Consider the following 19,161-nt stretch of genomic DNA (forward strand, 5'->3'; position numbering starts at 1 on the left):
TCCCGGACAAAGTTTTGTATCCAGTGCTGCGGGTCGTGTGCCCGATAGCATCGAGCGCCTTGTACCGTTCGGTGACCCCGGACGGCGCATGGCGACGAGTTCGAAGGATGGCATACGACCATATGAGCGGCACGCGAGAAAAGCTGGAGGAACTCAGGGATATCCTGGAGCTCGCCGAGGAACCCGCTGGCGAGACCGGTATCGCGAAACGCAAGACCAAGGGCATACCGAGTGCGCGCGAGCGCGTGCGCATGCTGCTGGACCAGGGCTCCTTCGTGGAGATGGGCGCGCTGGTGCGCCAGCCGGGCAGCACCGAGGGCATGTACGGCGACGGTGTGGTCACCGGCCGCGGCTACATCGACGGCCGACCGGTCGTCGTCATCGCCCACGACCAGACCGTATACGGCGGTTCGGTCGGCGAGATGTTCGGCCGAAAGGTCGCCGCCGCAATGGAATTCGCGCAGGAGAACGCCTGCCCGGTGGTGTCGATCAACGATTCCGGCGGCGCTCGCATCCAGGAGGCGGTGACCTCGCTGGCCTGGTACGCACTGATGTGCCGACGCCAGGAGGATCTGTCCGGCTTCGTGCCGATGGTCGCGGTCATGCTCGGCAAATGCGCGGCCGGTTCGGTCTATGGCCCGGTCAATATGGATGTGCTGGTCGCGACCGAGAAGTCGTACATGTTCGTCACCGGCCCGGAGGTCATCAAGGGCGTGACGGGCGAGGTGGTCAGCGCCGACGATCTCGGTGGCGCCGCCGCCCTGCAGGCCAACGGCACTGTGCACCACGTCGCCGCCGACGAGCAGGCCGCCTTCGACTGGGTCCGCAGCTATCTGAGCTACCTGCCGTCGAGCTGCCTCGAGCAGGCTCCGGTGGTGAATCCGGGCCTGGAACCGGAGACCACCGCCCACGACCTCGAGCTGGACTCGATCATTCCGGATTCCGATCGGTCCGGTTACGACATGCACGAGGTGCTGCTGCGCATCTTCGACGACGGCGATTTCCACGAGGTCAGCGCTGGTACCGCCCAGAATCTGATCACCGGATTCGCCAGGGTCGACGGTCGAAGTGTCGGCGTGGTGGCCAATCAGCCGCAGGTGCTCGGCGGCGCACTGGACGGACTGTGCTCGGATAAGGCGGCATATTTCATCCGGCTGTGCGACGCCTTCGGTCTGCCGCTGATCTTCGTCGTCGACACCCCCGGTGTGCTGCCCGGTCTCGAAGAGGAACGCAATGGCGTCATCAAGCGCGGTGGCCGGTTCTTCCGCGCGGTCATCGAGGCCACCGTGCCGATCGTCTCGATCGTGACGCGCAAGGCTTACGGCGGCGGCTACGCGGTGATGGGCTGCAAGCCGCTGGGCGCGGACCTGGCCCTGGCCTGGCCGACGGCACAGATCGCGGTGATGGGCGCCGAGAGCATGGTCGGCATCATCGGCCGCAGGCAGCTGGAGGCGACCCCGCCCGACCAGCGCGCCACCGTGCGCCAGCAAATGATCGATTTCTACAACGCCACCGTGGCCACCCCGTGGACCGCCGCCGAACGCGGTTACATCGATGCCGTGGTCGAGCCTTCGCAGACCCGGTTGGAGATCCGCAGGGCGCTGCGCCTGCTTCGGGACAAGGGCGCGGTGCGCAAGCACAATCCGCGCAAGCACAGCCTCTTCCCGGTCTAGTGCCCCATTTGTGTCGTGTCACAGCGCAAACGGTTAGCGGTCGTGCGATGTCCGATGTTGGGTCGCACGACGCGCGGCCCGATACCGCTGTGCCCTAACGTCATCGGTGCCCGATCCCGTGTTCGCCGCACGACAGCCGGGTACGCGGCGTGCCCATCGGGAGTGTCCCTACCCACTCCGGGTGGGCGCGCCGCACTCGCACACTAGGCCTGATCCGGACGCGTCCCGTGGTTGCCCCAGATGCGTTCCACCGTGGCCCATTCGGTCTCCCACAACCGGGCCCTACGTCGATCGAGCGCGCGGCGCAGCAGTGCGTAGCCGCAGCCGAAGCAGACCGCGATCCCGAAGACCATGCCGGTACTGATCAGCAATGCCTTGCTCAGCGCCCGGGTGCTCGACGGCGGCTCGGTGACCTTGCCCGAGCCGTCGAGCCAAATCTTCACCGAGGCACCGGCTTTCACCAATCCGGTGGCCTGGTAGTCGCTGGTGTGGGTGACACCGGCGGCGTCGCGCCACTGCACCCGAGCCGGGGTGATGGGCGCGTAGAGCGGCGCCTTGCCGACCTCGATCACGGTCGCGTCGACCTCGTGCAACCGCGCCGCCTCGGCCCGCGCGATGCGGTCTTCGGTCTGATAGACCCGGCCGCCCACCGCCATCGACAGCAGCGGGGCGATGATCAGGAACAACAGCGTGAGCATCGCGGCGACCGCCAATTGGAGACGATCCTCGCGGCGGCGCATCGGATTTCGGTCCAGGCCGACCCGGCGGCAGGTGCGGCGGACGACGCTCGGTGACCCGGTTGCTGCGGTCATGACGATGACACCTCGCTCTGGAATTCAGCTGTCAGCCCGTGAAGGGTGTCGAAGAATGTGTCGATGAGATCGGGTAATCCGTCGGTGTCGGTGCCCGCGCCCCAAGCCTGCAGGGCGGCGATGAGCAGCCCGGTCCCGGCCGCGACGGCCGCCTCCGGGCGCCGGTCAACGGCGGGATCGACGCCGAGTCTGGCGGCGATGATCCGCACGGATTCGCGCTGCCCGTCCAGCCGGATGCGCTGATAGCCCGCGGCCAGTGTCGGTTCCGCCTCGAAGCGTTGGAATAGGGCCCAGCGCCGGGCCAGGCGCGCCGCCCTCGGTCCGGTATGTTCGGCGGCCAGCCAATCGTGCAGGGCATTGCGGTAGGCGACCAGCGGCGATTCGCCCGCGGGGCGGCGGCACAGCGCCTCGTTGAACAGGTGTACGTCCTGGTCGATTTCACCGAGCACGGCCTCCTCGATGGAGGAGAAATGACGACTGAAGGTCCGCCTGGTGACCCCGGCGCGCTCCGCGATGTCCTCGACGGCCACCGAATCCAACCCGCGCTCGTTGAGCAGGTCGAATGCGGCGCGCGACATTGCCGCGCGACTGCGGAGCGTACGCAGCCGACGGCCGTCGAGGTCGACTTCGTCGTCGATACCCATATCGGCAGTCTACGCCCTATTGTCCCATCGGGACATTAGTTCGCTGTGATTCGCATCAGGGCTTTCGCGCCAGCCCGGTGACGATGAGCTGCTCCCAGACGGTGAGCTCGCGGCCGACGGTGCCGACCGATGCCGCCTCACCCGCGGGCGCATCCGGTCGCCACAACGCCGACGGGACGATATCGGGTTCGAGGACTTCCAGATCGCCGAAGAGGCCGCGGATCTCCTCGGTATCGCGCCAGCGGCCGCGTCCGAAGGTGGCCTGCAGCTTCTGTTCGGCGGCGGCGGTCTCGGGATTGTGGCCGGAGCGGAAGTGCGTGATGAATACGTAACTGCCGGAAGGGATTTGGTCGTTCCAGAAGCGCACCACGGCGGCCGGATCCTCGTCGTCGTTGAAGTGGTGCAGGATCGAACTGAAGATGACGCCGACCGGCTGATCGAAATCGATCAGCCGTGTGACATCCGGGTGATCGCGGATGGATTCGGGCTCGCGGGCATCGGCCTGGATCACCGTGGTGTTCTCATCGGTGGCCAGCAGGGCGCGGCCGTGTGCGAGCACGATCGGATCGTTGTCGACGTACACCACCCGGGCGTCGGGGGCATGCCGCTTGGCTACCTGATGCACATTGTCGGCGGTCGGCAGGCCGCTGCCGAAGTCGATGAACTGCCGCATACCCGTGCGGGCCATATCGCGCACCCCGCGGATCAACGCCTGCCTGCTGGTGAAGGCGATCGCCACCGAACCGGGCAGGTTCACCTTGAAGTGGTCACCGACCTCCTGATCGACCAGATAGTTGTCCTTACCGCCGAGCAGATAGTCATAGACCCTGGCGATACTCGGTTTGCTCTGATCAATCTCCCGGTCGAGCCGAGTCGGGGGCGCAGCATCGTCGGTCATTGTCAACACCTTCGTCCACGGGACCTGTGCGTTTCCTATCGTATGAGACCCGGCATCACACCGTACGCACTTGACGAACCAGGCGTGGCACGCCGAGTTCGATTGTCCCGCTTATTGTTTCGACGGATCACCGCGAATCGCCGGGCGCCGCTGGATGATCGAGCGTCTCGGGGTGCCGTTCACACAGGGCGCGCAGCAATCCAGGAGTGTACTCGGGTGGCGCGGCATGAACCGACAGTTGATTGGCCACCGCGCGATACGCGTCGAGGTCGGCGGTCTTGTCCAGATACAGCGCACTGGTGAGTTGCTGCAGATAGACGATGTCGGGCAGATCGGCTTCGGTGAAGCGCAACATGGTGAACGCGCCATCGGCCAACGCCGGACCGCCGACATGATCGGGCAGCACCTGCAAGGTGATGTGCGGCTCCTCGGCGATGCGCAGCAAATACTCGAGCTGGGCACGCCATACCGTCGACCCGCCGATCGGCCTGCGCAGCGCCGCCTCCTCGACGATCAGCCACAACTGCGGCGGATGCGGGCGACGCAAGATCTCTTGACGGCGCAACCGCAGTGCGACGCGCCGGGCGATCGCCTCCGCCGATTCGGTCGGATGCGCCATCGATAGCAAGGCCCGCGCGTAGTCGGCGGTCTGCAGCAGTTCGGGCACCGCCCTCGGCTCGTAGCCGCGGATCAGCTTGGCGGCCTGCTCGAGTCCGAGATAGGTGTCGAACCACTTGGGCAACCAGTCGCTATCGCGATGCCACCAGCCCGAGGCGTTGGCCTGGCGCGCGAGCTCCTTGAACTCCTCGCGCTCTTCCGGGTCGGTGACCCGGTAGAGCGTAAGCAGATCGAGTAGATCGCGTTCCCGGAAACCGGTGCGGCCCAACTCGAGTCGGCTGATCTTCGAATGCGAACCGCGAATCGCCTCGCCCGCATCCTCGCGGGAGATGTCACAGGCCTCGCGCAGCCGTCGCATCCGACTGCCGAGCATCATCCGCAGTACCGTCGGCCCACCGTCGGCAGCAGGGTTCTTGCCGGAAAATGAATGCCGCACTTCCGAAGCACGCATTCGACAAGTCTGCCATGGAATTGCCGCAACCGACTAGAACCAAAATGCCCCATTTCCACAAACATTCGCACATCTGCAAGTACATTTCCAAATATCTTCGGTCCGGCATCGTCGGTTCAGCGCAGTAGCACCTCCGCGGTTGCCCGGCCGAACAGCTTGCGACCGTCGGAGATCGCGGTGAGCGTGATGGTCGCCGCGCGGCGATCCGGATCCAATGCCTTGACGCGGCCGCGGAATTCGATCTCGCTCTGCCGGGTCGCCGAGACCGGGGCGAATCCGGCGAACCGCACACCGTATTCGCTGATCGCGGCTGGATCGCCGAGCCAGTCGGTGAGATAGCTCGCGCCGAGCCCCATGGTCAGCAGGCCGTGCGAGACCACACCTGGCAGTCCGGCGGCGACCGCGACATGCTCGCTGAAGTGGATCGGATTCGAATCACCCGATACCCCAGCATAATTCACCAGATCACCGCGCGAGAGCGGCAGGACGCGGGTGGGCAGTTCGGCACCGACGCGCAGCTCGTCGAACTCCATGCCGCACGGCATCCGCACCGGGGTCTCGTCCACACCGCCATCGGGCAACGCCTCGTCGAAGCATTCGACCATGCCACCGTCCAAGGCATGCTCCGGCCGCCGGGTCGCGTGCTGCCGCTGGGACAGCGCCTCGCCGCTCATGATGACGCCGTCGACAGCGGTGACCAGTTCGGTGGCCACCTCGGCGCCGGTGTTCGCCGCCACGGTGGTGTGCGCGGTCTGCAGCAGCTCCTTGTACTGGTTGGTGAACACATTCCGGATGACCATGAAATCCATATCGCCGAATTGCCGAAACGATTCGACATAGGTGTCGCAGCGCAGTTGGTCACCGGCGACGAGCGGCCGGTGCGCCCGGATGCTCTGCTCGGTCTGCAGCACCTGGCTGATGTCGTAACCGGTCAGCACCGAATCGAACATCTTGTGCTGGAGCAGCAGCAAGATGATCGAGGAAAAGGTGGGCGGTGCGATGAGCCCGTCGTAGCCGAGTGCCCACGCCGCCTCTTCATGCCAATGTGCGGGATGGAAGCCGCGAACCGCCCTGGCGAATTCGCGAATCTTCTCCCGCCCGACCTCGTAATGGTCGGACATCCGATAGTGGCGCCCCACCATCGCGCTTGCCTGTTCGGATCCACTCAAATACGTCACGTGTCATACATCGCCTCCCCACCACCAGGTGCAACACTAATAGCTGATCGCCATAAGTTCCTCAGCATTCATCGGGCGCGGGCACGCCCTGAAGGCGCTGATCCAGCCAGACCATCGCCTCCGGATAGCCGAGTCCCCCGGCGATGATGTGTTCACCGAGGACGCTGCGATACATCGCCGAGACCCCGAGATCACACTGCTCCTGGTAGAGGTTGCGCGCACCCTCGGCCGGAATCCAGAATTCCTGCTCGCCGTTGTAGATGTAGAGCGGTGTCGCGGACTTCATGTCCGCCATGCGCGTCACGTCGTAGATCTCGGTGGCGACCTCGGAGTGCAGCGGATCCGGAATCTTGGCGGCGATATCGATCGGCAGCATCAGCAACCCGACCGCACCGAAAACGCTGCCGCACAGATCTTTCAGCGGTGAGGTCGCCGCCCACTGCGCCAGATTGTTCATACTTGCCAGGATCGCCGGACGCTCCCGGCCGACGCCGAAGGTCGCGGCCAGGAACACACCCGAGGCGAGGTTGCCGTTCATGCTGCGCCCGAGGATTTCGTAGTCGGCGGGCACACCGCCGAGCGCGGCGCCGACGATCGATCCGGCCAACTCCGGCGCGTAGCTGTCGATCAGCTTCACCGCACCCTTGGTGGCGATGGCGCCGCCGGAATAGCCGGTCATACCGAACCGGCTGTCGCCGAATTCGTCGGGGCGCAGGCCGCGCACCGCGCGAATGGCATCGAGCACGGCATGTCCGGCGACGTAGGGCTCCGCGTAGGCCATCCACGGCCCCTCGTGGTCCGGAATCAGCACCGCGTATCCGCGCAATGCCGCCAATTGCGTTGTGGGCGGCAGGAAGTCGGTGATACTGGTATTGCGTGACCAGCCGTGCGAGAAGGTGTAGCTCGGCGTGCAGTCCCGGCCGAGCGCATCGATCGGCAGGTTGTTCACAACCACCGGCCTGCTACCCGGACCGGGCCATGCGGTTGCCGGAATGATCAATGTGGCGGTGGCATACGAGGCCGCGCCCTGCGAATCGGTGGTGCGGTATTTCAGCAGCAGCGCCTGCCGCATCGGCACCAGCACCAACGGCGCGGCCGTGGCGCTGACATCGCGCACCTCGACGAGCTCACCCGGCGCGTAATCGTCCAGATCGGCGGGCCAGGCGTCGAAGATCGGGTCGCCGATGGCGCTCGGCGCCGAGGCCTGACGCAGGGCGACCAAGGCCGGGGACAGGGTGGTGGCCTCCTGCATCGGACCGGAAAGATGCGGCCCGGCAGCGATCGGTGGCGGCGGGATGACGCTATCGATCCACTGCTGCAGATCCGGAAGTATCGAAGCGGCATCGGTCGGAATCGGCAATGCGGGCAGACCGGGAATCGGGGGCGGGGCCGGTGCGGGCGGCGGTTCGGCCGCCGCCTCCCCCATCGCGACCGGACACACCAGTAACAGCGCGAAAACAATGACACGCAGGCAGCTCATCAACACACGCCCCAGGGTGGAAGTCGGGTTCCCTGGCGCCCGGGTTTATGGTGCCTTCGCCCCCCGAAATGCCCCTGAGTGCCGAGGCCAGGAAGTCAGGCTAACCGAGGCGACTCGTCCGGAGACCCCGCCGTGCCCGAGTTGTGTGTGTCACGTCGCCGAATCGCAATAATCCGAGCCGAATCCGCTTGTCCGGCAATGCGGGTCAACAGTTGCTCGGCGCGACCTCCCCTCGGAATCGCGCGTCCAACCAAGTCAGCGCCGCCGGAATGCCCAGGACCGCGGCGGTGAGATGGTCGGGTACCGGGATCTGCTCGGACTGCACCCGCGCCCCGGCAGCACACCAGCGCTTATCGGTGTTCACCACCGCATCGACGGGAATGAGTCCATCGATCGGCGAATGCCATTCGAAGATCGGCGTTTTCGGCACGCCGTCGTAGAGTTCGAGGCTGTTCTCCTCGACCACCGCGCGTGCGGTGGCATCGTTGATCATCGAGGTCGACTTGGCGAAGTCCAGCGCCCCGCGCCCCGCACCCGTGGCCAGGATGTCATTGGTGCAGCTGTTGGCGATCGCGGCCCGTGCGTTGAGGCCGCGCTCGTTGAGTTGGTCGCTGAGCGGGAAGCGGTCCGGATACTCCCGCTCCAGCCCGAGTCCGGCAGCCAGCGCGAGCCCGAAAACCGGATGCGAATTCAGGCCGAGGGTCTCCAGCATGGTCACCAGATTCATCGGCACACCGCCCATCGCGGCCCCGGCGATCTCCAGGTCCGGCGCGTACTCGGGCGCGAGCGCGGCCGCCCATGCGGTCGCCATGCCGCCGCCGGAGTACCCGACCATCGATACCGGACTATTGCGCACCTGCAATTCGGCCACCTGCCGCACCGCACGGATGCCGTCGAGGGTGATCATGCCGCCCAATTTGGCGGCGCCGTAGGCGAAATTCGGTCCGAGGTGATCCGGCAGCGCGACGCTCCAGCCGCGCGAGAGCAACACATTCCAGCCCGGCGCCTCCCGGACGATGAGGTTCGGATCGCCGGTGTAGAGCACCCGCGATACCGAGCACTCGGCGCCGAGGCCGTTGATGATGTGCTGGTAGGAGAGCAAGGGGCCGTCGGGGGCGTGCGCCTTCGGGGTGAGCACCGTGGTGGTCGCCGCGATCGGCTGGCCTTCGGAGCTGGTGGAGCGGAAGCGCACGACGGTCACGGTGGTATCCGGGAAGATCGCCAGCGGCGGCATCATCCGCGTCGCGATCACATCACCGGGTTTCATACCCGCCAGATCGGGCGGGGTCGCGTAGAAGGGGTCGGGATCAGGGGTGGGATACAGAGGTGTGGTGTGGGCGACGCCTGCTGCCGCCGTCAGCACCATCAGCAGACCGATCGCCATGGCCAGCGACTGTTTGCCGGTCGTTCGAATCAGGGCGCGGAGTCCGCGAATCGGTCTACGTAGGGCCGGTCTCATCGACGTATTGCCTCCGGGAGAGTTTGGTCCAACGTTGCGAACATAGTCGACCGTGCTTGTCGAGGAGGCAAAGGGCAAGCGAAATGTTTTGAGAAATCACAACTCTCGCCGTGCAAGACAGTGGTCGATGGCCGGGCGCCTTCGTGACTGTCTCCGATCGCGAGGTGTCGTGCCTGTGACATGTCCAGCCGATCGGCCGGACCATGTTCTCCACCATGGCGCGTGACTTACCGTCACACCTATCGACACGGATAGCCGGGTCGGAAGGAGACGGTGGCATGGACGGCACTGTAAAAACTGGAACGGACTCCACCGTGCGAAACTCGGTGTATCCGACGGATCTCCAGGATCCACCGACGCGCCGGGTCACCGTCTACTTCGACGGCCCGACCCCCGAGGACGCACTCGTGCTCGAGTACGCCGCCACCCGGACCGAGGCCTGGGAATTCACCTCGGCCGCGGTCAACGCCGGGCTCACCGTGACGGTCGACAGCAAGGTGCGTCCAGAACTGCGCCGACTGCCTTGCCGCTCGCTGTGGCACTGACGGCGGCCGTGGCACCGCTGCCGTAACCGCTGGGCGGCCTTCGGCGGTATGGCTGTTGTGCCGCCGCGCGATGACTACTCTCGGATGGTGGACACCATGCGGGAGGATCGACGTTGACCCAACGGACTACCGGACCGGCACAATGGGGTGCCGTGCTGCTGTGCTGCGGCGCGCTGGTCCCGGCTGTCGCGGCGTGCGGCGCCGACGAGACACCGTCGGCCGCGCCGACGACTACGCCGACGACTACGGCCGCACGCGTAACCACCACGCCCCTTGCCGCACCACCGAGCGTCGATCCCTACGCCGGTATGCCGCTCATCGACCACACCACCTGGACCGAGAGCATCGACGGCCCACGCCTGCTGGTGTACCCCACCGCGGCCGGGCGGCGCGAGACCTTTCCGAATACCGAGGAACGGGCCTGGCAGGAAGTACTCACTGACTCCCCTGACGCGGATTCGCCCGGAATGCGTGACCAGTTCGTGTGTCACTGGGTCTGGGCGCGCATGGTGCAGCCCGACAAGGAGAGCTGGAATCTGGAACCCTGGCGTCCGGCGGTCGGCTATCAGGCCACCGTGCAGGCGTCGTGTAACCCCGGAGGACCCGAACGCTGACCATTTCGAGCGATCTGCACGCAATCGCTACGGCCCCGAAAGGACCCACATGCGCGTCGTCATCGCAGGCGGACACGGGAAGATCGCCCTACTGCTCGGCGGAATACTCGCTGGGCGCGGCGACGAGGTCGATAGCCTCATCCGCAATGCCGACCATGCGGACGAGGTCGCGGCCACCGGCGCACGGCCGGTCGTCTTCGATCTCGAGCACAGCACGGTGGCCGAGCTCGCCGCCGTCGTAAAAGGCTCCGACGCCTTGGTTTTCGCCGCGGGCGCCGGTGCGGGCAGTGGGGCGGCCCGCAAGTACACGGTGGACAGGGACGGTTCGGTGCTGTTGGCCGATGCCGCCGAGGCGGCCGGGGTCCGGCGGTTCGTGCAGATCTCCACCATGGGCGCGGGTAAGCCGCCCGCACCCGGCACCGATGAGGTCTGGGCCGCCTATATCGACGCCAAGACCCAGGCCGAGGACGATCTGCGCGCCCGCGATCTGGATTGGACGATCCTGCGCCCCGGCCGCCTGCTCGATACCGCCGCGACCGACCGGATCCTGCTGAGCACGCCGCCACTTCCCTACGGCAGCGTCGCCCGTGCCGATGTCGCCGCCGTGCTCGCCGAAATTCTGTCCGCGTCACAGGCCACGCACACCACCTTGGAGCTCGTCGCGGGTGACACTCCGGTAACGCGCGCGGTCTCGGAAATTGGTAGCCAGCCGGTCGCCGAAGGCGGTGCCGCCCTTACCGATTGATATTTTTCGCCGCTAGATTGGAGAACATAACCGTGTTCAGCCGTATCACTTCCCTGAAGCTGCGACCCGGATCCCGTGGCGAATTCCTCGATGTGGTAAGTCGCAGTGCCGCCGCATCAGTGCGCGAGGAACCCGGTTGCCTGCGATTCGATGTGTGTGCCGACCGCGTAGATCCGCATCGGTTTTTCCTCTACCAGGTCTATATCGATGAGGAGGCCGCAGAAGCGCACCGTTTCACCGAGCATTTCCTGGCCTGGCGCTGTGCGGCCGACCGATATGTGGAGCCAGGGACTCAGGTTCACTACAGCACCGATGTGGTGGTCAATGCGAAATGATCGCGCCGAATTCGCCACGCATCCGCGCCGGTTCGCGGATGATTAGCAGATGCGAAAACCCAACTGCGAACGCACAATCGATCGTGCAGATGTGCTTGCATATGAAAGGCACACCGACCTAAACTCAGTCCCGCAAGGCATTACAGGGGACAACCAGGGGAGGCCGCGTGGGTGAACCAAGGGCCGATGTCGCCAGAGGTTTGCTGCCGCCAGACGCAAGGGGTGTTCGAATGGACCAACCACTTCACGGCGGCCGGCTCGGGATCGCCGAAGCCGCACTGGCCGACCAGCCAGCGAACGGTATAACAACTATGAGCACACCGTCGACCCGAAGCGGACAGCGCAGTACCGCGTACTCGCGAGAAACCGCAGTCGCTTTCGTCATCGATGCCGTCGAGTCGACCGGTGCGGCCACTCGACACGATTTCGATATCGACCGGATCGTCACCACCGCGCATGCGATGGCCGACGACTGGGATCTAGAGAACCTGCAGCCAGCGACGTTCTGGCGCATCGCCTCCAGCTTCATCAAGCAGTGATCGGTAAACACCGACCACCGCGTCCAATGATGTAGCAGCGCAACCGAATTGCGTTACGCCCCAGTCGGCGATGCCCACTGTGCCGTGTAGGCCCGCAGTGCGACCTTGGCCTCGCGCAACAGATTCGGATCGCCGTCGGGATCAGATCGGAACGCCTCCTGGAGGACGGCATCGCCCATGAGATGGGCGGCGCGGCAGGCGATATCGAGTCCTTCGATGTCGGCCACCGCGCCTTGGGCGAGCATGACATCGCGTAGCGTCACCGCCATCCGGCGTTTGTGCTCGCGATCGGCGGCCCGTGCGGCCTCGTTGAAATCCTTGCCGAACCACAGCGCGCGGAAGCCGGGCTCGTCCCGGTAGACCTGGGCGAACGCGTCCACCAGGACGCCGATCGGATCGTCCCAGCGCTGGCCGCGCGCGAGTTCGAGCAGCAGGGCCGCCTTGGCCTCCAATTGCTCGATATAGGCCGCGGCGAGGGTTTCGATGACGGCCTCGCGATCCGGCAGGTACTGATACAGCGAGCCCACCGAAATGCGTGCCTCCGCAGCCACTCTGATCATGGTCAGCGCCTCGACGCCCTCCGTGGCGATCAGTCGATCGGCCACCTCGAGCACCCGCGCCAACCGCTCCCGACTGCGCGCCTGAATCGGCACGCGGCGCAGGCTCGCCTCGGGCAGTGCACGGATCGGCACGGATTACCTCCGAACGTAATGTGAATCATATTCAGGTTTAGGTAGAGTATCCGGATGACCACCATCGCACCAAGCGAACGCGCCCAGGTAGCGACGGCCTGTCAGCGCTTGGCCGCGCACGGGTTGCTGATCGGCACCGCGGGCAATGTGAGCCTGCGCTGTGGTGATCTGGTCGCCATCACGGCGACCGGCGCGGTGCTCGCGGAGGTCACCGCCGAGGACGTCACGGTGGTCGATCTGTCCGGCCAGGTGGTCGCGGGACGCTACGCACCCACCTCCGAATTGGGTTTGCATCTCGATATCTATCGCACCTACACCACGCAGGCGGTCGTGCACACCCATGCACCCAAGGCGACGGCCATCGCCTGTGTGCTCGACGAGCTGCCGGTCATCCATTACCAGCAGCTGCTGCTGGGCGGTGCGACGAGGGTCGCCCCGTTCCATCCCTTCGGCACCGTCGAACTCGCGGGTGCGGTGCGAACGGCGTTGCGGGACAGGCAGTCTGCGTTGCTGGCCAATCACGGCGCGGTCACCGTCGGCGCGTCGCTGGACCGAGCCGTCGAATCCGCGCTGCTGCTGGAGTGGGCCTGCGCGCTGTATCTGGACGCGATGACGATCGGCAGGCCGCGCGAACTCACCGAACAGCAGCAGGCCGCGGTCGTCGAGGTGGCACTGCGCACCGGATACGGCACCCGCAAACCGCTGGAGAAGGACACCGAATGAACGTAATCGCTTTGGGCGCACATGTTTTGGATATTTTAGTCCGACCCGTCGCGGCCATACCCGAAGGCCAGCAGACCGCACTGGTCGAAGACATTCGCATCACCCCGGCGGGGACGGCCGCGGGCACCGCGCTGACACTGGCCAAACTCGGCGCGAGCGTACGAACCGCGGGTGCGATCGGCGCGGATACCTCCGGCGATATCTTGCTCGGGCTGCTCGCCAAGGCGGGCATCGACACGAAACTGGTGGTGCGCAAGGAAGATCAGCCCACCTCCTCGTCGGTGCTGCCGATCCGTCCCAATGGCGAGCGTCCCAGCCTGCATCTATTGGGCGCCAACCCGTTCTACACCCTCGACGATATCGATTGGGCCGCATTGGCCGCCGCCGACCATCTGCACCTCGGCGGTCCGGAGCTGATCGGCGCGGCCGATGCCGCGCGAATCCTGCGCCACGCCAAGGACAATGGTGTCAGCACCTCGGTCGATCTCATCGCGCCCGGCGTGTTGGGCAGCCTCGACGCCATCGCCGAGGTCCTTCCGCATACCGACTACTTTCTTCCGAATGACGAACAGGTGCTCGGCTTCACCGGCACCACCGATCTGATGGCGGGCTGCGAAGTGCTCAAAGACGCGGGCGCAAGCGTTCTGGCGATCACCCGGGGTGCCGACGGCGCCCTACTCGTCGGCCCAGACAACCATCAGCGCATCCCCGCATTCGCCGTCGACGTCGTCGACACCACCGGCTGCGGCGACGCCTTCTCCGCCGGTTTCATCCGGGCGGTCGCACTCGGCCGGAATCTGCGTGCCGCCGCGGTACTCGGCAATGCGGTCGCCGCACTGGTCGCCCGCGGACTCGGCAGTGACCACGGCGATTTCGATCTCGCCGCCGCGGACGCGTTCGCAGCCGAAACAAGCACTATCGACCCGAACGAGCCGGGTCGATAGCGATACTCAGGCCCTCTTGGCGTACTCGGCGAGGATCTTCAGCGACTCGCCGGGCGCTTCGGCCTGCACACTCAGGCGGTCCATGACCGAGAGGTACAGCGCCAGATCCTGTTTCCGATCCAGGTACAGCGCACTGGTCAGATGTTCGAGATAGACGATGTCGGGCAGCTCGGTCTCGGCGAAACGCAAGATACTGAACGAACTGCCCGCCGCCGCGTGCTCACCCGCCGAGTACGGCAGGACCTGCACCGTGACATTCGGTAGTTCCGCCAACTCGATGAGGTGCTCCATCTGCTCGCGGTGCACCCGCGAGCCACCGACCGGCCGATGCAGCGCGGCCTCATCGATGATCGCCCAGACGATGGGCGGATCGGCCCGGCGCAGCACCTCCTGCCGACGGATGCGGACCTGCACGCGGCGGTCCATATCGGCGTCCTCGTACCCGAGTGACATTACGGCCCTGGCATATTCGGGCGTCTGCAGCAGCCCGGGCACCAGATGCGCCTCGTAGGTACGGATCTTGGTCGCGGCCTGCTCCAGGCCGAGGTAGGTGCCGAACCAGGACGGCAGCAGATCGCTGTAGCGATGCCACCAGCCTGGTTCGTTCGCCTGCCTGGCCAGATCAAGGAAACGCTCCCGCTCCTCGGCGTCGGTGACGCCGTACAGGGTCAGCAGGTCGCGGATATCGCGTTCCTTGAAACCGGTGCGCCCCAACTCGAGACGACTGATCTTGGCGTGTGAACCGCGGATGGCGTCACCTGCGGCCTCACGGGTGATGCCGTTCTTCACCCGGAGGTCACGCAACTGCCCGCCCAGTGCGATCCGCAATACGGTCGGACCACGTTCCACTACAACCGATTGCACACGACCGTCGTCATCGGGTTCTGCGATCATGAAGTCATCTCCGATACTCGGGTTTGACCACAGTGTGTCACAAACACCACGTCGAAACACACCGCACCGATCGCCTATGTTACCGCTCAGCTAGTCAGGTCGTCGAACTCCCCGGCCTTCGCGCCGCGCACGAACGCGTCGATCTCCGGTCGAGTGTAGAACAGGATGCCACCTTCCGGGTCGCGTGAATTGCGAACGGCGATCGAACCATCCGACGCCTCGGCGACCTCGACGCAGTTACCGCCCGACGGACCGCTGAACGAGCTCTTGCGCCACGCGCCTGTGATCTTGGGTGTACCGGTGTCGAACATCTTCCCCACTCCTCGGCTGCTTCCAGTGTGAGATGTACGCTCGAGCGGCTTTGCAGATGTGCGCTCAAACGTTCTTGCATTTGCACCAACATCTGCAAGATATCACGAAGCTCCCCCCTGTGGCACAAAAGGATTCAGACCTGCCGGTCCTGTTCGTGACGTCTGTTCAACGCGTTACGCGAGTGCTGTACGCGGACTGCGTGCGACGCGCCCGAAAATGCGCGATCGACTCCTCGATCCCACAGGTCGAGTCGACGCGAATCTTGTACTGTCACAGTGCACATCGGCCGTGCCAGCCAATCGCGACACCCGCCGCCTGAGCAGTCCGGTTCACCGTTTATCAGCTCGCCGAGGAGTCCAGCCCCATGTCCGACAATCAAGCCCCGCTCATCCGGACCGACATCCCCCATTCCGCGCGCATCTGGAACTACTGGATGGGCGGCAAGGACTATTACGAAATCGACCGGATCGCAGGTGATGCCGGTGTCGAGGTGGATCCGGACATCACCACCATGGCAGTGCAGTCGCGCCAGTTCCTCATTCGCGCGGTGCGTTATCTGGCGGGCGAGGAGGGCATCCGCCAGTTCCTCGATATCGGCACCGGCCTGCCGACCATGCAGAACACCCACGAGGTCGCCCAGGGCGTCGCGCCCGAGTCGAAGGTCGTCTACGTCGACAACGATCCACTGGTCCTCACCATGGCACGAGCGCTGCTCACCAGCACGACCCCCGAGGGCGTAACCACTTATGTCGATTGCGATTACCACGATCCGGAGCAGATCATCGCCGACGCCCGCAACGTGCTCAATTTCAATGAGCCGATCGGCGTGATGTTCATGGGCGTGCTCGGCCATGCCAAGTCCTATGACGAGTTGCTGCGCATCGTGCGCACGGTGCTGGCCGCGGTGCCCTCAGGCAGCTTCCTGGTCATGTGGGACGGCACCGACGACAGCAAGGAGTACGTGACGCTGTGCGAGAACTACACCGGCACCGGCGGCGTACCCTATGTTCCCCGACCCCAGGCCGAGATCCGTGCCGTCTTCGACGGTTTGGATTTGGTCGAGCCCGGATTCGTCTCGATCACCCAGTGGCGCACCGATGCCGCCGAGGTCGGCGAGATCCGGCCGATCTCCGCCTACGGCGCGGTCGCGCGCAAGCCTTAAAGCGCAAGCGACACAACGGCGGTCATCGGCCAACCGGTCGACGGCCGCCGTTCATATTTCTGTTGGTCGTTCGTGCAAATGTACTTGCATCTGTAAGTGCCGACGGCCTAAACTCGGAACCAGAATCGGGGAGGTACGCAGGGAGTTCGCGCCGGCGTCACCACATCCACCTCCCCATCCGGCAGACGCGAGGGGCGGTCGAGATGAGTACGCCATTCCGAACTCCGCGCGGGGCCACGATCGCCGGCGGATCCGGGATCGACACCCTGCGGCAATACTCGGCGCCGGAGTACGCGCCGCTCGACTGCGGTGTCGAACCGCGCGGCCTCACCTATCGGCAAGCCCGCGAGATCCTGCACCTGCACGAGGTGCACGGTCCGCAGTGCCGCCAGTGGCTCGCTGCCGCGGCCTACCTCTCGGCCGGACTGGACGACGAGTAACAGTACGACCCCAACGGCTCCACCGGGACCGCTCCCAAATCGCTTCGCACGCAGCGATGTTCGTGCGGATGCACTTGCATCTGCACGACGCACCACTCTAAACTCGTGCGCGACAAGGGAGTTTCGCATCCGAGAGCCCGTGCCGCTGTCGCCATCGGGATCTCTCGGCGCCAGAGCCACAGGGGGCACTCGCATGAATCCACGCGCGGCCGGTCGACTCGGGATCGCCGATATCGCCGCGGCCTACGGCATCGAAGCATTGCAGCGCCGCATCGCTGAACTGCGCGCCAGCGGCCAGCACTACGCCGCCATCGCGATCGAACGCGAAATCCGTAGCGGCGCAATGATTGCCGATCCAGAGCTGCGGAATCGGCAAGGCGCGGCCTAGGCCGGGTGCAGATAGCTCCTGCCGCATCGAGCTCGGGCCCAGGGTTTTGTCGAACGTAGTCGAATGGTGGTCGCCCACAGCGAATTCGACCGCCATTTCACTACACTCGGCGAGCTGCCGGAGGCGGATAGCGCAGCGTTAAGACGGGTGATCACGGATTTTCGACAACCCGCACCGGGCGCTCGAGCTTCCCACCACTGCACATGGCCCACAGGTGGACAATCCACAATGTGGCCGCGCCACAATAGATTTCGCGTAGCCTTCCGTGGTTCATAACTATTTCGTATAGTGATGTAACGATTCGGGCGCAGATCTATCACGTCCGATGTGGCACTGGAGCGACGCGTATGACCTTCTCCGCGCTGGATCTGTCCGTCGACCCGACGGACCCTGTCCTAGAGATCGGCGGCCAGCCCGCGTCGATTCCCCTACTCAATACCGACCGCGTCGCCTCGCGCATGGTCGGTTACTTCGCGACCTGTATGGCGCCGTGTCGCACGTTGCCCGGCGAGCAGTTGCGCGGCGATGTCACCAAGCTGACCCGCAGCTGCCTGGCACTGGCGGCCGAAATGTTCGACAAGCGCGCGGTTCCCGGCGAGGAACAGCTCGGCGAGGTCAGGGAGGCGGCGGCGCAATGGGCCCGCGAGGCGGTGCCGCTCGGCACCATCCTGCGCGCCTACCACGAGGGACTGCGCATCGCGTTCGGACTGGTCACCGCGCGGGCCAAGGCCGACGATATCGATGAACTGCTGGTCGCCACCGACCTCATGCTCGAACTCCTGGAGGCGATCACCGCGGCGGTTTCGGACGCCTACGTCGAGGAGCAGCATCTGGTCGCACGCGAACATCAGACCGCGACCCAGACGCTGGCCTCGGCGCTGCTGAGCGGTCGGGGTAGTTCCGCACTCGCCCGCCAGGCGGGCATCCCGATCGCCGACTCGTATCAGGTGGTCGCGCTATCGATTCCCGAACATCCGGACGAGGGTGATCCGCGGGTCGACAGCCATGTGGCGGCCCGCAGGAAGCTGCGCCGACTGCAATCGGAACTGGCCACCGCCTTCGAATCCCGGGTGCTCGCGCTGCTGAGCACCAAGGGCGGCACGCTACTGGTCCCGATCGAGGACGATGCACCGGTCCTGACAGCCGAAACACTGCGACTGCTCACCGAATCCGCCGAGGTCGCGCTGACCGCCACGCTGGTCACCAGCGAGACCGATCAGATACCCGATGCCGCAGAACAGGCCCACGAACTCCTCAATCTGGTGCGGGTCGGCGGACGCAATCCGGGCCTGTACCAGATGCCGACCTGGCCGTGGAGTACCAGCTCACCCGCGGCGGGCCCGCCACCCGACGCATCGCGACCATTCTCGATCCGCTCGACGCCCATCCCGAACTCTTCGACACCATGCGCGCCTACCTGGGCAACGATATGAATCGCCAGCTCACCGCGCGCCAGCTCTATGTGCACCCGAATACGGTCGATTACCGACTGCGCCGCGTCGCCCAGCTGACCTCGATCGATCTGGCCACCTCGGCGGGCATCTCCCAGGCCGCTATCGCACTGCTCGCGCGCGATCTGGACCGCAGCGTGGCCCGACGGCTGTAGATTGCAGCC

The 19,161-nt window shown here is 65.5% G+C and carries 23 protein-coding genes; 13 read left to right on the forward strand and 10 right to left on the reverse strand.

The window, feature by feature from the left end:
• The first annotated feature begins 122 nt into the window (after positions 1–122).
• The gene (locus NA5_RS23345; RefSeq protein WP_062989704.1) at positions 123–1,673 is read left to right on the forward strand and encodes an acyl-CoA carboxylase subunit beta; all 1,551 of its coding nucleotides are present in this window, start codon (positions 123–125) and stop codon (positions 1,671–1,673) included.
• Between the two features lie 203 nt (positions 1,674–1,876).
• On the opposite strand, the gene NA5_RS23350 is transcribed toward NA5_RS23345, so the two are convergent.
• From NA5_RS23350 to NA5_RS23380, 7 genes are all read right to left on the reverse strand, one after another.
• Positions 1,877–2,485 (reverse strand): Rv1733c family protein, encoded by a 609-nt coding sequence (locus NA5_RS23350; protein WP_062989571.1) that lies wholly within the window; start codon positions 2,483–2,485, stop codon positions 1,877–1,879.
• The gene (locus NA5_RS23355; protein ID WP_063813535.1) at positions 2,482–3,129 is read right to left on the reverse strand and encodes a TetR/AcrR family transcriptional regulator; all 648 of its coding nucleotides are present in this window, start codon (positions 3,127–3,129) and stop codon (positions 2,482–2,484) included. The genes NA5_RS23350 and NA5_RS23355 overlap by 4 nt, the downstream gene beginning before the upstream one ends.
• A 55-nt stretch (positions 3,130–3,184) precedes the next feature.
• Positions 3,185–4,027 (reverse strand): SAM-dependent methyltransferase, encoded by an 843-nt coding sequence (locus NA5_RS23360; RefSeq protein ID WP_062989573.1) that lies wholly within the window; start codon positions 4,025–4,027, stop codon positions 3,185–3,187.
• 127 nt (positions 4,028–4,154) lie between these two features.
• On the reverse strand, positions 4,155–5,096 hold the full coding sequence (locus tag NA5_RS23365) for a Sco1979 family transcriptional regulator (protein WP_062989575.1): 942 nt from the start codon (positions 5,094–5,096) through the stop codon (positions 4,155–4,157).
• A 116-nt stretch (positions 5,097–5,212) separates the two neighbouring features.
• Complete coding sequence (locus NA5_RS23370; protein WP_245672357.1) at positions 5,213–6,274, reverse strand: fused (3R)-hydroxyacyl-ACP dehydratase subunits HadA/HadB; 1,062 nt, start codon at positions 6,272–6,274, stop codon at positions 5,213–5,215.
• A gap of 61 nt (positions 6,275–6,335) precedes the next feature.
• Positions 6,336–7,754 carry a lipase family protein gene (locus NA5_RS23375; RefSeq protein WP_062989579.1) on the reverse strand — a complete coding sequence of 473 codons (1,419 nt, stop codon included), beginning with the start codon at positions 7,752–7,754 and terminating at the stop codon, positions 6,336–6,338.
• Positions 7,755–7,959: 205 nt separating this feature from the next.
• A complete protein-coding gene (locus tag NA5_RS23380) occupies positions 7,960–9,138 on the reverse strand; it encodes a lipase family protein (protein ID WP_062989581.1) in 1,179 nt (392 codons plus the stop codon).
• A gap of 353 nt (positions 9,139–9,491) precedes the next feature.
• Between NA5_RS23380 and NA5_RS23385 the strand changes: the two genes are divergently transcribed.
• The 5 genes from NA5_RS23385 (at position 9,492) to NA5_RS23405 (ending at position 11,991) form a co-directional block, all read left to right on the forward strand.
• On the forward strand, positions 9,492–9,758 hold the full coding sequence (locus tag NA5_RS23385) for a hypothetical protein (RefSeq protein ID WP_245672358.1): 267 nt from the start codon (positions 9,492–9,494) through the stop codon (positions 9,756–9,758).
• Between the two features lie 113 nt (positions 9,759–9,871).
• Entirely contained in the window at positions 9,872–10,372 is a 501-nt protein-coding gene (locus NA5_RS40565; protein ID WP_062989583.1) for a DUF2599 domain-containing protein, read from the forward strand.
• 49 nt (positions 10,373–10,421) lie between these two features.
• Positions 10,422–11,117: an SDR family oxidoreductase gene (locus tag NA5_RS23395; protein ID WP_062989585.1), complete on the forward strand. Its 696-nt coding sequence runs from the start codon at positions 10,422–10,424 to the stop codon at positions 11,115–11,117.
• 32 nt (positions 11,118–11,149) lie between these two features.
• A complete protein-coding gene (locus NA5_RS23400; RefSeq protein WP_062989587.1) occupies positions 11,150–11,452 on the forward strand; it encodes a putative quinol monooxygenase in 303 nt (100 codons plus the stop codon).
• A 230-nt stretch (positions 11,453–11,682) separates the two neighbouring features.
• A complete protein-coding gene (locus NA5_RS23405) occupies positions 11,683–11,991 on the forward strand; it encodes a hypothetical protein (protein WP_084484365.1) in 309 nt (102 codons plus the stop codon).
• A gap of 53 nt (positions 11,992–12,044) precedes the next feature.
• Here NA5_RS23405 and NA5_RS23410 read toward each other — a convergent pair whose 3' ends face one another.
• Entirely contained in the window at positions 12,045–12,683 is a 639-nt protein-coding gene (locus NA5_RS23410) for a TetR/AcrR family transcriptional regulator (protein WP_062989589.1), read from the reverse strand.
• A gap of 54 nt (positions 12,684–12,737) precedes the next feature.
• Between NA5_RS23410 and NA5_RS23415 the strand changes: the two genes are divergently transcribed.
• Positions 12,738–13,406 carry a class II aldolase/adducin family protein gene (locus NA5_RS23415; RefSeq protein ID WP_062989591.1) on the forward strand — a complete coding sequence of 223 codons (669 nt, stop codon included), beginning with the start codon at positions 12,738–12,740 and terminating at the stop codon, positions 13,404–13,406.
• Positions 13,403–14,350 carry a carbohydrate kinase family protein gene (locus NA5_RS23420; protein WP_062989593.1) on the forward strand — a complete coding sequence of 316 codons (948 nt, stop codon included), beginning with the start codon at positions 13,403–13,405 and terminating at the stop codon, positions 14,348–14,350. Before NA5_RS23415 ends, NA5_RS23420 begins: the two co-directional genes overlap by 4 nt.
• Positions 14,351–14,356: 6 nt before the next feature.
• Here NA5_RS23420 and NA5_RS23425 read toward each other — a convergent pair whose 3' ends face one another.
• Both NA5_RS23425 and NA5_RS23430 read right to left on the reverse strand, forming a co-directional pair.
• Positions 14,357–15,244 (reverse strand): Sco1979 family transcriptional regulator, encoded by an 888-nt coding sequence (locus NA5_RS23425; RefSeq protein ID WP_062989595.1) that lies wholly within the window; start codon positions 15,242–15,244, stop codon positions 14,357–14,359.
• An 86-nt stretch (positions 15,245–15,330) separates the two neighbouring features.
• Entirely contained in the window at positions 15,331–15,555 is a 225-nt protein-coding gene (locus NA5_RS23430; RefSeq protein WP_062989710.1) for a DUF397 domain-containing protein, read from the reverse strand.
• 365 nt (positions 15,556–15,920) lie between these two features.
• Between NA5_RS23430 and NA5_RS23435 the strand changes: the two genes are divergently transcribed.
• From NA5_RS23435 to NA5_RS42385, 5 genes are all read left to right on the forward strand, one after another.
• Entirely contained in the window at positions 15,921–16,718 is a 798-nt protein-coding gene (locus tag NA5_RS23435; RefSeq protein WP_062989597.1) for an SAM-dependent methyltransferase, read from the forward strand.
• A 203-nt stretch (positions 16,719–16,921) separates the two neighbouring features.
• Positions 16,922–17,158, forward strand: a complete 237-nt coding sequence (locus tag NA5_RS23440) for a hypothetical protein (RefSeq protein WP_062989599.1) — start codon at positions 16,922–16,924, stop codon at positions 17,156–17,158.
• Positions 17,159–17,351: 193 nt separating this feature from the next.
• Positions 17,352–17,546 carry a hypothetical protein gene (locus NA5_RS23445; RefSeq protein WP_062989601.1) on the forward strand — a complete coding sequence of 65 codons (195 nt, stop codon included), beginning with the start codon at positions 17,352–17,354 and terminating at the stop codon, positions 17,544–17,546.
• A gap of 347 nt (positions 17,547–17,893) precedes the next feature.
• Positions 17,894–18,979, forward strand: coding sequence for an RsbRD N-terminal domain-containing protein (locus NA5_RS23450; RefSeq protein ID WP_245672359.1), 1,086 nt, complete (start codon positions 17,894–17,896; stop codon positions 18,977–18,979).
• The gene (locus NA5_RS42385; protein WP_245672360.1) at positions 18,952–19,152 is read left to right on the forward strand and encodes a helix-turn-helix domain-containing protein; all 201 of its coding nucleotides are present in this window, start codon (positions 18,952–18,954) and stop codon (positions 19,150–19,152) included. The genes NA5_RS23450 and NA5_RS42385 overlap by 28 nt, the downstream gene beginning before the upstream one ends.
• Positions 19,153–19,161: the final 9 nt, after the last annotated feature.

This window comes from Nocardia anaemiae NBRC 100462 (genome assembly GCF_001612725.1).
GTDB lineage: Bacteria > Actinomycetota > Actinomycetes > Mycobacteriales > Mycobacteriaceae > Nocardia > Nocardia anaemiae.

Coding starts and splice junctions, on each gene's coding strand:
- NA5_RS23345 (WP_062989704.1), top strand. CDS start 123: ATGAGCGGCACGCGAGAAAAGCTGGAGGAACTCAGGGATATCCTGGAG.
- NA5_RS23350 (WP_062989571.1), bottom strand. CDS start 2,485: ATGACCGCAGCAACCGGGTCACCGAGCGTCGTCCGCCGCACCTGCCGC.
- NA5_RS23355 (WP_063813535.1), bottom strand. CDS start 3,129: ATGGGTATCGACGACGAAGTCGACCTCGACGGCCGTCGGCTGCGTACG.
- NA5_RS23360 (WP_062989573.1), bottom strand. CDS start 4,027: ATGACCGACGATGCTGCGCCCCCGACTCGGCTCGACCGGGAGATTGAT.
- NA5_RS23365 (WP_062989575.1), bottom strand. CDS start 5,096: ATGCGTGCTTCGGAAGTGCGGCATTCATTTTCCGGCAAGAACCCTGCT.
- NA5_RS23375 (WP_062989579.1), bottom strand. CDS start 7,754: ATGAGCTGCCTGCGTGTCATTGTTTTCGCGCTGTTACTGGTGTGTCCG.
- NA5_RS23380 (WP_062989581.1), bottom strand. CDS start 9,138: ATGGCGATCGGTCTGCTGATGGTGCTGACGGCGGCAGCAGGCGTCGCC.
- NA5_RS23385 (WP_245672358.1), top strand. CDS start 9,492: ATGGACGGCACTGTAAAAACTGGAACGGACTCCACCGTGCGAAACTCG.
- NA5_RS23395 (WP_062989585.1), top strand. CDS start 10,422: ATGCGCGTCGTCATCGCAGGCGGACACGGGAAGATCGCCCTACTGCTC.
- NA5_RS23405 (WP_084484365.1), top strand. CDS start 11,683: ATGGACCAACCACTTCACGGCGGCCGGCTCGGGATCGCCGAAGCCGCA.
- NA5_RS23415 (WP_062989591.1), top strand. CDS start 12,738: ATGACCACCATCGCACCAAGCGAACGCGCCCAGGTAGCGACGGCCTGT.
- NA5_RS23420 (WP_062989593.1), top strand. CDS start 13,403: ATGAACGTAATCGCTTTGGGCGCACATGTTTTGGATATTTTAGTCCGA.
- NA5_RS23425 (WP_062989595.1), bottom strand. CDS start 15,244: ATGATCGCAGAACCCGATGACGACGGTCGTGTGCAATCGGTTGTAGTG.
- NA5_RS23430 (WP_062989710.1), bottom strand. CDS start 15,555: ATGTTCGACACCGGTACACCCAAGATCACAGGCGCGTGGCGCAAGAGC.
- NA5_RS23435 (WP_062989597.1), top strand. CDS start 15,921: ATGTCCGACAATCAAGCCCCGCTCATCCGGACCGACATCCCCCATTCC.
- NA5_RS23440 (WP_062989599.1), top strand. CDS start 16,922: ATGAGTACGCCATTCCGAACTCCGCGCGGGGCCACGATCGCCGGCGGA.
- NA5_RS23445 (WP_062989601.1), top strand. CDS start 17,352: ATGAATCCACGCGCGGCCGGTCGACTCGGGATCGCCGATATCGCCGCG.
- NA5_RS23450 (WP_245672359.1), top strand. CDS start 17,894: ATGACCTTCTCCGCGCTGGATCTGTCCGTCGACCCGACGGACCCTGTC.
- NA5_RS42385 (WP_245672360.1), top strand. CDS start 18,952: ATGCGCGCCTACCTGGGCAACGATATGAATCGCCAGCTCACCGCGCGC.